The organism is Micromonospora sp. NBC_00362, assembly GCF_026342155.1.
In the GTDB taxonomy this organism is placed as follows: domain Bacteria; phylum Actinomycetota; class Actinomycetes; order Mycobacteriales; family Micromonosporaceae; genus Micromonospora; species Micromonospora hortensis.
The window spans coordinates 769,910-784,190 of record NZ_JAPENH010000001.1 but is presented as its reverse complement, the minus strand read 5'-3'; the positions used below and the strand labels follow the sequence as shown (position 1 = coordinate 784,190).

Annotated in this window: 8 protein-coding genes and 1 pseudogene; 6 read left to right on the top strand and 3 right to left on the bottom strand. The window is 71.6% G+C overall.

Going from position 1 to position 14,281, the window contains the following annotated elements:
- Positions 1-2: 2 nt before the first annotated feature.
- Positions 3-986: a zinc-binding alcohol dehydrogenase gene (locus OG992_RS03355; RefSeq protein ID WP_238682389.1), complete on the bottom strand. Its 984-nt coding sequence runs from the start codon at positions 984-986 to the stop codon at positions 3-5.
- A gap of 200 nt (positions 987-1,186) precedes the next feature.
- On the opposite strand from OG992_RS03355, the pseudogene OG992_RS03350 reads away from it, so the two are divergent.
- The 3 genes and pseudogenes from OG992_RS03350 to argJ form a co-directional block, all read left to right on the top strand.
- Positions 1,187-2,287, top strand: a pseudogene (locus tag OG992_RS03350) (choice-of-anchor A family protein); the annotation flags it as partial.
- A 75-nt stretch (positions 2,288-2,362) separates the two neighbouring features.
- Positions 2,363-6,037, top strand: coding sequence for a hypothetical protein (locus OG992_RS03345; RefSeq protein WP_266305136.1), 3,675 nt, complete (start codon positions 2,363-2,365; stop codon positions 6,035-6,037).
- A 374-nt stretch (positions 6,038-6,411) separates the two neighbouring features.
- Positions 6,412-7,560 (top strand): bifunctional glutamate N-acetyltransferase/amino-acid acetyltransferase ArgJ, encoded by a 1,149-nt coding sequence (gene argJ / locus OG992_RS03340; protein ID WP_266302311.1) that lies wholly within the window; start codon positions 6,412-6,414, stop codon positions 7,558-7,560.
- An 18-nt stretch (positions 7,561-7,578) separates the two neighbouring features.
- Here argJ and OG992_RS03335 read toward each other — a convergent pair whose 3' ends face one another.
- Positions 7,579-8,175: a helix-turn-helix transcriptional regulator gene (locus OG992_RS03335; protein ID WP_266302310.1), complete on the bottom strand. Its 597-nt coding sequence runs from the start codon at positions 8,173-8,175 to the stop codon at positions 7,579-7,581.
- Between the two features lie 76 nt (positions 8,176-8,251).
- Here OG992_RS03335 and OG992_RS03330 point away from each other — a divergent pair, with 76 nt between their 5' ends.
- From OG992_RS03330 to OG992_RS03320, 3 genes are all read left to right on the top strand, one after another.
- Positions 8,252-9,826 (top strand): bifunctional NAD(P)/FAD-dependent oxidoreductase/class I SAM-dependent methyltransferase, encoded by a 1,575-nt coding sequence (locus OG992_RS03330; protein WP_266302309.1) that lies wholly within the window; start codon positions 8,252-8,254, stop codon positions 9,824-9,826.
- Positions 9,827-10,073: 247 nt separating this feature from the next.
- On the top strand, positions 10,074-11,816 hold the full coding sequence (locus tag OG992_RS03325) for a hypothetical protein (protein WP_266302308.1): 1,743 nt from the start codon (positions 10,074-10,076) through the stop codon (positions 11,814-11,816).
- A 262-nt stretch (positions 11,817-12,078) separates the two neighbouring features.
- The gene (locus tag OG992_RS03320; RefSeq protein ID WP_266302307.1) at positions 12,079-13,473 is read left to right on the top strand and encodes an NAD(P)/FAD-dependent oxidoreductase; all 1,395 of its coding nucleotides are present in this window, start codon (positions 12,079-12,081) and stop codon (positions 13,471-13,473) included.
- 35 nt (positions 13,474-13,508) lie between these two features.
- On the opposite strand, the gene OG992_RS03315 is transcribed toward OG992_RS03320, so the two are convergent.
- Positions 13,509-14,276, bottom strand: coding sequence for a nucleotidyltransferase domain-containing protein (locus tag OG992_RS03315; protein ID WP_266302306.1), 768 nt, complete (start codon positions 14,274-14,276; stop codon positions 13,509-13,511).
- Positions 14,277-14,281 lie beyond the last annotated feature (5 nt).

Here is a 14,281-nt window from a genome sequence, read left to right as displayed (position 1 = left end):
GATCACTCTCCGTCTTCGTAGGTAATGAGGTGGCAGAGCGCGGGCAGGTCGCCCGAGGTCAGTCTGGCGAGCACGTCGGGTAGCTCCGCGAAGCGCGAGGCGCCGGTGATCAACGCGTCGAAGGCCGGGTCGTCGAGCAGGTCCAGGGCGAGCGCCAGTCGGTCGGCGTAACTGCGCCGTCCCCGTCGGGCGGGTGCCACCATGCCGACCTGGCTGCTGCGCACGCTGAGTCGACCCGAGTGGAACGCCCCGCCCAGTGACACCTGCACGGGGCGGTCGCCGTACCAGCTCAGCTCGATGACGGTGCCCTCCGGGGCGAGCAGGTCCAGCGACTGTTGCAGGCCGGCGGCGGTGGCGCTGGCGTGCACGACCAGGTCCCGGTCGCCACTGGCGTCGGCCGGGTTGGCGAAGTCGACGCCGAGGGCCCCGGCGACGCCGGCCCTGCGGGCGTCGGTGTCGACCAACTCGACGTGCACGCCGGGGAACCGAGCCAGCAGCGCCGCGACGCAGCAGCCCACCATGCCCGCGCCGATCACTGTGACCCGGTCGCCGACCAGCGGCGCCGCGTCCCACAGGGCGTTGACGGCCGTCTCCACAGTGCCGGCGAGCACCGCTCGGGCGGCCGGCACACCCTCCGGCACCGGCACCACGGCACTCACCGGCACGACGTACGCGCTCTGGTGCGGGTGCAGGCAGAACACCGTTCGCCCGAGCAGCTCCGGCGGGCCCTGCTCGACGACGCCGACGCTGAGGTAGCCGTACTTCACCGGGCCGGGGAACTCGCCCTCCTGAAACGGCGCGCGCATCGTGGCGTACTGGTCGGCGGGCACCCGGCCGGCGAAGACCAGCGTCTCGGTGCCCCGGCTGACCCCGGAGTAGCGGGTCCGGACCAGCACCTCGTCGGGGCCCGGGGCGGTCAGCGACACCGGCTGGATCTCGGCCACGCCGGGTTCGCGCACCCAGCAGGCGTACGCCTCGCGGATCACCGTCGCGCACCTCAGCTCTGCTCCGGACCGAATCGATCGGCCGTGTCGGGCCCCGGTCGGGGGTTGTCGATCATAAACACGGAAGTTCGGTGCGCACAGTTCGAAGCCCGCCCGGCAGGGCCACCATTCGGACAAACGCGGCATAAGGGTGTTTTTGCCCCTATAAGCTCCCCTGGCACATTCGAACCAACGGGGGCGTGATGAGGATTTCGTGGTGGGGTAGCCGCAGGTCACGGGCGACGGCGCTGGCCGCCGTCGCGGGCGTGCTGACGGTCAACGGTCTGCTGGTGCCGGCGCCTGGCGCACCCACCCCGATCAACCCGGTACTGGCCGCCGTCGACGAGGCCATCGGCCCCGTCGACCCGGTCGCCGAGGCGCTGAGCTTCGGCGTGATGACCGAGGGCAACGCCACAGTGAACAACGACGAGAACGAGGGAACCCTCGCCGTCGGCGGCGACCTCACCTTCGGCAACTACCAGCTCGCCGGCGCGACCGCCGGATCGTTCGTGGTGCCCGGCGACGCCAACCCCACCGCCCTGGTCGTGGGTGGACGGGTCAACTTCGCCGGCAGCGTCGGCGGCAGCCGCCTCCAGGTGCTCTCCAACGGCTACGCCAAGGTCGGCAACCTGACCGGCACCTTCGTCCGCAACACCGACAACAACGGCGCCCAGGTCAACACCCGGATCCTGCCGGCGAACGACTACGACGCCTCACCCCGGGTGGAGCTGGTCACCCGGCAGCCGGTTGCCAGCGTCGGGCCGACCTCGCCGATCAACTTCGCCGGGGCGTTCGCCGCCTTCCGGGACACCACGGCCGGCCTGGCCACCTGCGACAACACAGTGGTGCTGCGGACGCCGAACGGCGACGTGCTGCCCCGCCCGATCCCGCCGGGCAGCAACGCCGTCGTCACGTTGACCCCAGGCGTGACGAACGTGCTCAACCTGACCGCCGCCGACCTGGCCAACATCCAGACCCTGACCTTCGCGAGCCAGCCGACCGCCGACACGCCACTGCTGGTCAACGTGGACACCAGCGGCGTGGGCAACACGTTCGCCTGGACCGCGCCGAACTTCGCCGGGATCGGTGGGCCGCAGGCGCGCTACGTCCTGTTCAACTTCCCGACCGCCACCGCGCTCACCCTCACCCCGAACGCCGCCACCGTCGAGGGCACCATCTACGCCCCCAACGCCAGCCTCACCGACCTCTCCTCCAGCAACACCGAGGGCAGCGTCATCACCCGTACGCTTGACCACCGCGGCGGCGAGATCCACTACTTCCCGTTCAGCACCACGCTCTCCTGCGCCGGCGCCACGCCCGCCGACATCGCCCTGATCAAGTCGTCGAACACCACGCTGATCACCAGCGTCGGTCAGCAGGTGCCGTACTCGTTCCACGTGGTCAACACCGGCGGCGTCCCGCTGACGGCCATCTCGGTCACCGACGTGCAGACCCCGCCGTCGTCGAACGCCAACCTCGGCCCGATCACCTGCGCCGCCACCACGCTCGCGCCAGGGGCTCAGACCGCCTGCACGGCCACCTACACGGTCACCCAGGCCGACCTGGACAACGGCGGCGTCACCAACGTCGCCACCGCACAGGGCAGCCCACCCACCGGTCCACCGGTCGTCTCCGACCCGAACTCCCTGACCATCCCGGCGCCGGCGCTCACCGCCGCCGTCACCGTGGTGAAGTCGTCCACCACCACCTCGATCACCTCGGTCGGGCAGCAGGTGCCGTACCGGTTCCTGGTCGCCAACACCGGCGGCCTGACCCTGACCAACGTGGCCGTCACCGACGTGCAGACACCGCCGTCGTCGAACGCCAACCTCGGCCCGATCACCTGCGCCGCCACCACCCTCGCACCCGGCGCGAGCACCACCTGCACCGCCACCTACACGGTCACCCAGGCCGACCTGGACAACAACGGCGTCACCAACGTCGCCACCGCACGGGGCACCCCGCCCGGCGGCGGTACGCCGGTCACCTCGCCGCCCTCGACGCTGACAATCCCCGAAGCCGGTCTGATCGCGGCGATCGCCATCCTGAAGACCTCGACCACCACATCGATCACCACTGTCGGGCAACAGGTTCCGTACCAGTTCCACCTGCTGAACATCGGCGGATTCACCCTGACCGGCGTGAACGTGACCGACCTGCAGACACCGCCGTCGTCAAACGCGAACCTCGGCCCGATCACCTGCGCCGCCACCACACTCGCACCGGGCGCGCAGACCCTGTGCACCGCCACCTACACGGTCACCCAGGCCGACCTGGACAACGACGGCGTCACCAACGTCGCCACCGCGCACGGCACCCCAACGGTCGGCGCACCTGTCAGCTCGACGCCCTCGACACTCACCATTCCGGAGACCGGCCTGGTCGCCTCCATCGCGATCCTGAAGACCTCCACCACCCCGTCGATCACCTCTGTCGGGCAGCAGGTGCCGTACCAGTTCCACGTCGTCAACACCGGTGGGTTCACCCTCACCGGAGTGACAGTCACGGACACGCAGACACCGCCGTCATCCAACGCGAACCTCGGCCCGATCACCTGCGCCGCCACCACCCTCGCCCCCGGCGCGCAGACCACCTGCACCGCCACCTACACCGTCACCCAGGCCGACCTGGACTTCGGCTCGGTCCGGGACAGCGCGACCGCCCAGGGCACACCACCCGGCGGTCGGCCGCCCGTACAGTCGCCGCCGGCCACCCTGACGATCCCGAGCGACGTGGTCGTGCCCGGCATCTCAGTGGTGAAGTCGTCGACCACCACGTCGATCACGGCGGTCGGTCAGCAGGTGCCGTACCGGTTCCTGGTGGCCAACACCGGCGGCGTGACGCTCAACGACGTGAACGTGACCGACGTGCAGACCCCGCCGTCGTCAAACGCCGACCTCGGCCCGATCACCTGCGCCGCCACCACCCTCGCCCCGGGCGCGAACACCACCTGCACCGCCACCTACACCGTCACCCAGGCCGACCTCGACAACGACGAGGTCACCGACGTCGCCACCGCACACGGCACACCGGCCGGCAGCGACGACCCGATCGACTCGACGCCCTCGACGCTGACCATTCCGGCGGCCGACCTGATCCGGTCGATCTCGCTGCTGAAGTCGTCCACCACCGTCTCGATCAACACGGTCGGGCAGCAGGTGCCCTACCGGTTCCTGGTGGCCAACACCGGCACCGTGACGCTGTCCTCGGTGAACGTGACAGACGTGCAGACACCGCCGTCGTCAAACGCCGACCTCGGCCCGATCACCTGCGCCGCCACCACCCTCGCGCCCGGCGCGAACACCACCTGCACCGCCACCTACACCGTCACCCAGGCCGACCTCGACAACAACGGCGTCACCGACGTCGCCACCGCACACGGCACCCCGGCCGGCAGTGACACGCCGATCGACTCGACGCCGGCGACGCTCACCATTCCGGACGCGGGAGTCATCGCCGCGATCCAGGTCGTGAAGACCTCCACGACGGTGGCGATCACCGCGGTCGGTCAGCAGGTCCCGTACCGGTTCCACGTGGTCAACACCGGTGGGCTCACGCTGACCAACGTCAACGTGACAGACGTGCAGACCCCGCCGTCCTCCAACGCCGACCTCGGCCCGATCACCTGCCCGGTCACCACCCTGGCGCCCGGCGCGAGCACCACCTGCACCGCCACCTACACCGTCACCCAGGCCGACCTCGACAACAACGGCGTCACCGACGTCGCCACCGCACACGGCACACCGCCGGGCGGGGGCGCTCCGGTCGACTCGCCGCCGTCGACACTGACCATCCCGGAGTCCGGCCTCGTCGCCGACATCGAGGTGATCAAATCGACGACCACTGTGGCGATCGCCGCGCCGGGCCAGCAGGTGCCCTACACCTTCCTGGTCGTCAACACCGGCGGTTTCACCCTCACCAACGTGACGGTCAACGACACGGTGCTGCCGCCGTCCGAGCGTGGTGTGCTCAGGCCGATCACCTGCGGTCCGCAGAACATCCCGAACGGCGCTGTGACGTTGTCACCGGGCGCCTCCATCCAGTGCCGGACGACCTACACGGTGACCGCTGAGGACTTCGCCGGCTCGTCGCTGCGCAACGTCGCCACGGCCACTGGTACGCCCCCGTTCGGACCGCCGCCGGTATCCCCACCGTCGCCCGTGGACATCCCGATCCCGCACCCGGCGATCGCCATCACCAAGTCGGTGACGCCCACAGTGGTGTCCTCGGCAGGCGATGTGGTCACGTACCGGTTCGTGGTGACCAACACCGGTACCACAGCGCTCAGCGCGGTGACCGTCGACGAGACCGACTTCTCCGGCACCGGAACGCCCGGGGCGATCACCTGCGGCACGCCGCCGGTCGCCAACGGCGCGGTCAGCCTGGCCGCCGGGACGAGCACCACCTGCACGTCGACCTACGCGGTCACCGCTGCGGACGTCGAGGCCGGCCGAATCACCAACACGGCCGTCGCGGCCGGCACGCCGCCGACCATCCCCGGCCAGGCCCCACCCGCACCGGTACGCTCCGCGCCGGCCTCCGCCGAGGTCACAGCCACCCGTGGCGCGGCGATCACCGTGGTGAAGTCGAGCAGCACCGACAAGATCGTCCGACCGGGGCAGCACGTGCCCTTCCAGTTCGTGGTCACCAACACCGGTCAGGTGTCGCTGACCGGGGTGACGATCACCGACGCGCTGACCGCGCCGGCCTCGGCTGCCAACCTCGGCCCGATCACCTGTGGTCCGGAGCGGACCCCGAACGGCTCCGTCACCCTCGCGGCCGGTGCCGCGGTGACCTGCACGGCGACGTACACGGTCGGCAAGGCCGACTACCACAACGGGTCGCTGCGCAACACCGCGACGGCGACCGGCACCCCGCCGGACGGCCCGGCGCCGGTCTCGCCCGAGTCCACCATCACCATTCCGGTGAAGGGAAAGCTCCCAGTGACCGGTACGTCGTTCCCGGCCGGGCTCTGGATGGGCGCCGGCGTGCTGGCGGTGCTCCTGGGCGCGGCGCTGCTGCTGGTCGTCCGGCAGCGCAGGATCCGCGCCTAGCGCGGACCTGATCGCGGGGGTCGGACCGGAGGCGAACCGGTCCGGCCCTCGCGGCACGTCACCGCCACCGCGTCGCGCCCGGCCGCCTCGCTCCGAGGCCATCCGGTCGGACCACGGTGCGGCGGACCGCCCCCTGGGATGCCGCAGCCGGGCATCCGTCGGCCAGCTACCTCATTGATACCGTGGGTCACGAAGGGCTGGCCGCTGTGACTGCCCGTCCATGTGCTTCGGCTTGCGCCGTGGCGGCGTCCGGAGGTCCGCTCCCCCGGTGACCGACAGGCGACAGGTGTCCGAGCTGGTGTGAGCCTTGACGTCGGGCCGCCGCTGGGTTCGAGGGCCAGGAGCGGGCCGAGACGAGAAGGATGGAGCAGTACATGATCGTTCCGCAGGGGTTCCGCGCGGTGGTCGCGAACGCCGGGCTCAAGGATGACGAGGACGACTTCGCCGCCCTGGTCTCCGAGGTGCCAGCGGTCAGCGCCGCGGTGTTCACCCGCTCCCGGTTCGCCGGCCCCAGCGTCCTGCTCAGCCGTTCGGCGGCGTCGACATCGTCCGCCCGCGGCGTCGTGGTGCTCTCCCGCAACGCGAACGTGGCCACCGGCAAGGAAGGGCTGGAAAACGCCCGCGAGGTGCGGTCCACAGTGGCTCGCACCGCCGGGCTGGACGACGACGAACTGCTCATCGCCTCGACCGGGGTGATCGGGAAGCAGTATCCGATGCCGAGGGTGCGACAGCGCCTGGCCGAGCTTCGGTGGCCCTTTCCGCCTGCCGATTTCGACCGGGTCGCCCGGGCGATCATGACCACCGACACCACGCCCAAGGTGGTGCGGGCCAGCTGCGGAGCGGCGAGCATCGTCGGCGTCGCGAAGGGCGTCGGCATGATCGAACCGAACATGGCGACCCTGTTGACCTTCTTCTGTACCGACGCCCGCATCGAGCCGGCCGACCTGGACCGGGTGTTCCGGTCGGTCATCGCCCGCACTTTCAACGCGGTCAGCATCGACACCGACACCTCCACGAGTGACACGGCGGCGGTCTTCGCCAACGGCCTGGCCGGGCCGGTCGATCTGGACGAGTTCGAACAGGCGTTGTATACGGTCGCGCTGGATCTGGTGCGGATGGTCGCCCGCGACGGCGAGGGCGCCAGCAAACTCATCGAGGTCCGGGTCAGCGGTGCCCGGGACGGCGAGCAGGCCAAGTGGGTGGGCAAGGCCGTCGTCAACTCGCCGCTGGTGAAGACAGCCGTGCACGGCGCGGACCCGAACTGGGGCCGGGTAGCCATGGCGGTCGGCAAGTGCGAGGACGACGAAGACATCGACCAGCAACGGGTCCGGATCGGCTTCGGCGGTATCGAGGTGTATCCGGCGCAGGCCACCGAGGAGACGCTGGTTCGGCTGCGGCGCCACCTCGAAGGCGACGACGTGGTGATCGAGGTCGACCTGGGTATCGGCGCCGGCGCCTTCACCGTGTACGGGTGCGACCTGACCGACGGGTACATCCGGATCAACGCTGACTACACCACCTGAACGGCGGCGCGTCCGGGGCTACTGGTGCTTGTCGGGCCTGGCCGGGCGGGCGCGGACGTGCAACCGCTCCCCCTGCGGCCCGAAGAGACTGAGGGCTTCGGCGGTGCCGGGGCCGGGGTTGAAGAAGAGGTGCGGGATGCGGGTGTCGAACTCGGCCACCTCTCCCGGGGTCAGCGTCAGATCGCGGTCACCGAGCAGCAGGCGTAGCCGGCCGGAGAGCACGTAGAGCCACTCGTACCCCTCGTGAGCCTGCGGGATTCGGCCCCCGGCGGACGGGTCCGGCGGGAAGATCTGCTTGAAGGCCTGGACACCGCCCGGTCGGCGGGTCAGCGGCAGGTACGTCACGCCGTGGATGACTATCGGTTTGGGGCGTACCCGGGGGTCGCCGGTGGCGGGGGCGTCGACCAGTTCGTCCAGCGCCACCTGGTAGGCCCTCGCCAGCGGGAGCAGTAACTCCAGGGTGGGGCGACGGCTCCCGGACTCCAGCCGGGACAGGGTGCTCACCGAGATGCCGGTCAGGTCGGCGAGCTGGGTCAGCGTGGTCCCGCGTTGGTGACGTAGGGCACGCAGCCGGGGGCCGACGGCCGCCAGGGCGGCGCTGTCCTCGTTTGCCATAACGGCAAGGATAGTTGCCACCCTGCCGGCGGCGACGGATGGTGGGCGCAGCCGACGAAGCAAGAGGGAGATACCGGTGGACGAGACATACGACGTGGTGGTGGTGGGCGGCGGCGCCGCAGGGCTCAGCGGGGCCCTGGCGCTGAGCCGGGCCCGACGGTCGGTGCTGGTGATCGACTCCGGTGAGCCGCGCAACGCGCCGGCCGACCGGGTGCACAACTACCTGGGCCGGGAGGGAACGCCGCCGGGCGAGCTGCTCGCGATCGGACGGGCCGAGGTGGCCGGGTACGGCGGGCAGTTCCGCACCGGACGCGTGCGGGCGGCGACCCGGGACGACGACGGGTTCCGGCTGAGCGTGGACGGCGGGGACTCGGTGCGGGCCCGCCGGCTGCTGGTGACCACCGGTCTGACCGACGAACTGCCCGACGTGCCCGGCCTGGCCAAGCGGTGGGGTCGTGACGTGCTGCACTGCCCGTACTGCCACGGCTGGGAGGTTCGGGACCGCCGCATCGGCGTCCTGGCGACCAGCCCGCTGAGCGTGCACCAGGCCGAGATGTGGCGACAGTGGAGCTCCAGCGTGCTGCTCCTCCTGCACGACTCCCCCGCACCCGACGCGGAGACCGCCGAGCGGCTCGCCGCCCGCAGCATCGCTGTGGTGCCCGGCCCGGTCGCCGCGGTGGAGGTGACCGACGACGCGCTGACCGGTGTACGGCTCGCCGACGGCCGGGTGGTGGCGCTCGACGCGATAGTGGTGGCGACGCGGCTGACCCCCCGCTCCGACGTGCTGGTGGGGCTCGGTCTGGCCCCGGAGGAGGTGATGATGGGTGAGCACGTCATCGGCGCCCAGATCTCCGCCGACGCCACCGGCGCGACGACCGTCCCGGGTGTCTGGGTGGCGGGCAACGTGGCCGACATTCGCGGTCAGGTGATCACGTCCGCCGGGGCCGGCCTGAACGCGGCGGCGGCGATCAACGCCGATCTCATCGCCGAGGAGACCCGGGACGCGGTGGCCGCGTACCGGCAGTTGGTGGCCACGACGTTCGAGGAGCCGGCGTGGGAGGAGCGCTACCAGTCCCGGCCGTCGGTCTGGAGTGGCCGACCGAACCCGCAGCTGGTCGCCGAGGTCACCGATCTGGCCCCGGGGCGCGCGCTGGACGTGGGCAGCGGCGAGGGCGGCGACGCGGTGTGGTTGGCCGAGCGCGGCTGGCAGGTGACGGCGGTGGACATCTCCAGCACGGCGTTGAGCCGGGCCGCCGCGCACGCCGAGGCCGCCGGCGTGGGCGATCGGATCGAGTTCACCCACGCCGACCTGCGGGACAAGCCGCCCACCGAGGAGGCGTACGACCTGGTGTCCGCGCAGTTCATGCACCTGCCCCCGGCGCAGCGGCGGGAGTTGTTCGGCCGGCTGGCCGCGGCGGTGGCACCGGGCGGTGTCCTGCTGATCGTCGGGCACCACCCGTCGGATCTGTGGGGGTCGGCGCACCGGATGCACATGCCGGACATGATGTACACCGCTCAGGACGTGGCCGCCGATCTGGAGCCGGCCCACTGGGAGGTGCTGGCGGCTGAGGAACGCTCCCGCCTCGTCACCAACCCGAACGGCGAGGACATCACCCACCACGACGCGGTCCTGGTGGCCCGCCGACGCTGACCTCGCGCCGAGGTGACCTGCGTCGATCATGGAGTTGTGGTGGATGACAAAGGTGGTGGAGCACCACCTTTCCGGCACCGCGAGTCGATGATCGGCGCGGGATCGGGGGAACGCGGGACGGCAACGTGAGAGGTGGTGGGGCAGGACTTCGCATGAGGTCCGGTCGGCGGTAGCGTTGCGCCACACTGACGGCCCGTGGGGCAGGCGACCGCCGACCCTGACGCCCCGATCGTACGGAGGATGGTGCATGTCCATCGGCGCTGAGCCGCACGCAGCACGCGACGATGCGGCCTCCCGGCCGAGCTTCGAGCTCGCCCTGCGCGGATACGACAAACGCCAGGTGGACCGGCACCTGGAGCAGCTCGACGGCCAGATAGCCATGCTGAGCGGAGAGCACGGGCGCTCCGCCGTCCGCGTCCGTGAACTGACCGCCGAGGTGCAGCGGCTACGCGCCGAACTGGCTGAGCTTCAGGAGCAACCCGTGCAGGTGGACCGCGCTTCGTTCCACGATCTGGGCCCGATGGTCGGCGAGATCATGGCGCTCGCCGAAAAGCAGGCCGGCATCATCACCGAGTCGGCCACCGACCGGGCCAACGAGCTGCGCAGCGAGTCCGAGCGGATCCTCGCCGACACCCGTGAGCGGGCCGCGCAGGCACGTCAGGATCTGGCCGAGGAGCTGGCCGCCCGGCGGGCCGAGCAGGAGCAGGCGCACGAGGAACGGCGCACCCACGCCGAAGCTGAACTGACAGCGATCCGCGAGCACGCCGAGCAGTTACGGGCCGACGGTGAGGCCGCGCACGAACGCGCCCAGCACGAAGCCAAGCGGATCACCGAGCAGAGCGCACAGCAGCTCAACCAGACCCGGGTGGCCGCCGACGCGCTGATGAAGTCGGCCCGTACCCAGATCCAGCAGGAACTCCAGTCGGCCCGCTCCAAGCACCAGCAGGAGATGGCCCAGTGGCAGGCCACCGTGGAGCGAGAGGTCAACGAGCGGCGTACCGCCGCCGAGCAGGACATCGCCGAACAGCAGGCCGCCGCCGAGCAGGAGTTGGCCGAGGAGCGCAGCGCGACCGAGCAGCAGATCGCCGCGCTGCTGGCCGAGGCGCAGCAGCACGTGACCGAGCTGCGCAACCGCGCCGACGAGCAGGCCGCCAGCCATCAGCAGCAGCTCGCCGCCCTGCAGAAGGAGCTTGAGGAGCGCCGGCAGGAGGCCGCCGAGCTGAACGCCGAGCTGGACACCGGCCGCCAGCAGCTCGCCGAGATCCGCCAGGAGGGCGAGACGCTGGAGAACGAGCTGTCCCGAATGCAGCAGCGACTCGGTGAGGTCCGCCGGGACCTGACCGCCGAGAGTGCCCGGTTGGACGAGGCCCGGCGTGCCGGGGACTCCGCCGAGCGGCACGCCAAGGATGTCCGCGCCCGCGTACAGCGGGAGGCGAAGCGGGTGGCCGACCTCGCCGCCGCCGCGGTCATGGCCGCGGCAGCCGGCGGTACCGAGACCGCTGAGTACCCGATGGTGGGTTCCCGCTCCAGCGCCGACCGGCCCGCCCCGGAGCGGGTAGGCGTCGAGCGGCTCACCGTCGAGCGCGTGGGCGTCGACCGGTACTCCGCCGAGCGACCCGCCGTGGACGACGCGGACGCCGATCGCGCCACCGCCGACCGCGCCCCGCTCAACGCCGCGCCTGCCGACCGGAGCCCGGTCCAGAGCGGCTACGCCGACCTGACCCCGGTAGGCCAGGCCAACGGCGACCGGTCCCCGACCGAGCAGGCGAACGGCGACCAGGCCCCAGCCGAGCAGGTGAACGACGAGCATGCTGGCGCACCGGCGGTGGCGGACGAGTCGGTGGCCTCCGACCGTACGGCAGCCCGGGACGTGAGCGCCGACGACGCCGAGCCGACCTTCCCTCGGCACATCGGCACTGACGCACCGACGCCCGTACCGTTCCTCGCCTTCGGGCAGCCGGCCAGCGAGAACGGCGCCGTCCGGCACTGACCTCAGCGGCGATCGAACCCGGGCCCGAAGCGAATCCGCGCGGGCCCGGGTCCCGTCCCCGCCGATCTTGCGATTTCGGTCGCCGAGATGCGCGGAATGCCCCCTACGTCGCGACAGTAAGTGCAAGATCGCGGAATGGGGGCGGCCCGGGCGGATTCTGCGCGGAACCGGGTCGCGGTGCCCGTTTGAGCTGGCAGGCTGGGCTGGCCGCCGCGCACCAGCGGTGGCCGCCGGCCTGGCCGGTGACCGAGAGGAGCGCCCGGTGACCGACCAACCGGAGGAGTTCGACCTGCTCGTCGTCGGTGGCGGCAAGGCCGGCAAGACGTTGAGCATGGACGTCGCCCGATCCGGGCAGCGGGTCGCCATGGTCGAGCGCGGCATGATCGGCGGTAGCTGCATCAACGTCGCGTGCATCCCGACGAAGGCCCTGGTGACCAGCGCGCGGGCTGCCCGCCAGTTGCGGGACGCGTCGGCGCTCGGCCTGACGGTGGAGGGTGGCCGGGTCGACATCGACCTGTTGCGCGCGCACAAGCAGGACGTGGTCGAGGGGATGGTCGCCGCCAACCGGCAGCAGTTTCTCGACTCCGGCCTGCACCTGGTGATCGGCGAGGCCCAGTTCGTCGGCCCACGAACCGTACGGGTGGCACTCGCCGACGGCGGCGAGCGACTGTTACGCGGCAGCGACGTGGTGATCAACACGGGCACCCGCCCCCACCTGCCGTCGGTGCCCGGGATGGCCGAGGCCGGGGTGCTCACCAGCGACGAGTTGCTGCACCTGGACCGGCTGCCGGCCCGGCTGGTGGTGCTCGGCGGCGGCACCGTCGGGGTGGAGTTCGCGCAGATGTTCGCGCTGTTCGGCAGCGCTGTGACACTGGTGGAGGGTGGTCCACGGCTGCTCACCCGCGAGGACCCCGACGTCAGCGACGCGGTGACGCGCGTCTTCCTCGATGACGGCATCGACGTACGGGTGGGTGTGGCGGTCGCGCGGGTCGACCGGGAGGCCGATGACTCGCTGCGGGTGACGCTGGACGACGGCAGCGTGGTGATCGGGGATGACGTGCTGGTGGCGGCCGGCCGGGAGCCGGTCACCGACGGGCTCGGCCTGGACGTGGCCGGCGTACGACTCAGCGAGCGGGGCTTCGTCGACGTCGACGAGCACCTGCGCACCAGCGCCGAGCGCACCTGGGCGGCCGGGGACGTCGCCGGCAGCCCGCAGTTCACCCACGTCTCGTTGGACGACTACCGAATCATCCGGGCGAACCTCGCGGGAGGCCAGCGCAGCACCGCCGACCGGCTGATCCCGTACACCGTCTTCACCACCCCGGAGCTGGCGCGGATCGGGCTGACCGAGACCGAGGCGCGCCGCGCCGGGTACGACATCCAGGTCGCCCACCTGCCGGTCGCCGCCATCCCCCGGGCGCGCACCCTGCGTCAGACCCAGGGCATGTGGAAGGCGGTCGTCGACACCAGCACCGACCGGATCCTCGGCGCGGCGCTGCTCGGCGCCGAGGCCGGTGAGGTGATCACCTCGGTGCAGATGGCCATGCTCGCCGGGATGCCGTGGACCGCCCTTCGGGACGCGATCATCACCCACCCGACCATGACCGAGGGTCTCAACCTGCTCTTCGCCTCGATGAAGGCGAGCCCGGTCCGCTGAGCGCCGCGCGGCCCAGCCCCGCAGCGGCGAAGCGGCTACCCGGCGATCTCGTCGCGTACCCGTCGTTGGAAGGCGCGGGCCTGCGCACCGGTGGGCGGCGGCCCGCCGTGCCGCGCGGCGACCGCCTGACGGATCACCTCGGCCGGGTCGCCGGCGTCGATCAGCCGCTGCCCGGCGGCCACCTTCGCGAGCCAGACGCCGTCGCGGTGGCGCACCAGTGACCGGCAGGCGCCGAGTACGGCGTCCTCGGTGCCGGGCGCGGGTTGGTCGGCCGGCGGTGTGGGCAGGGCGAGCCACCAGGACAGCGCCTCGATGAGCAGGCGGCGCAGGTCGGCCGGGGCGAGGTCGGTGAAGGCCTCTCCGGCCGGCGGGCCGAGCAGTGGGAGTCCACTCTGCTGCAGGATGCTGCGATCGAGGCCGTACCAGAATCGGCCGTCGGCGGCCGGGCGGTCGGCGGGGTCGAGGGTGCGCCGGAACGGCATGCCGGCCCCGGTGTTCAGTTCGACCTCGAAGCCGGGCTCCGGGGTGCCGGAGGCGGCCACCGCCCGGTCGTAGACGACCAGTTCCAGTCCGCGCGCGGGGCAGGGCAGCGCCTCGTGCCGTAGCCGGGCGACCAACGTTTGCTTGGCGGTGTCGGTGAGCGGCCCGGCGCTGAGCAGCGCCACGTCCACGTCGCTGCGGCCTGGCTGGTACGCCCCGAGCCCCACCGAGCCGGCCGCGTACGCGCCGACCAGGTCGTCGCCGAGCACGTCCCGGGCGGTGCTGATCAGCTCGTCGAGGTAGCGCTGAAGATCGGAGTCCACGGGCC

Bases quoted from the DNA above. Each gene is read 5' to 3' on its own strand.
- argJ (WP_266302311.1), top strand. From the start codon at position 6,412: ATGATCGTTCCGCAGGGGTTCCGCGCGGTGGTCGCGAACGCCGGGCTC.
- OG992_RS03335 (WP_266302310.1), bottom strand. From the start codon at position 8,175: ATGGCAAACGAGGACAGCGCCGCCCTGGCGGCCGTCGGCCCCCGGCTG.
- OG992_RS03325 (WP_266302308.1), top strand. From the start codon at position 10,074: ATGTCCATCGGCGCTGAGCCGCACGCAGCACGCGACGATGCGGCCTCC.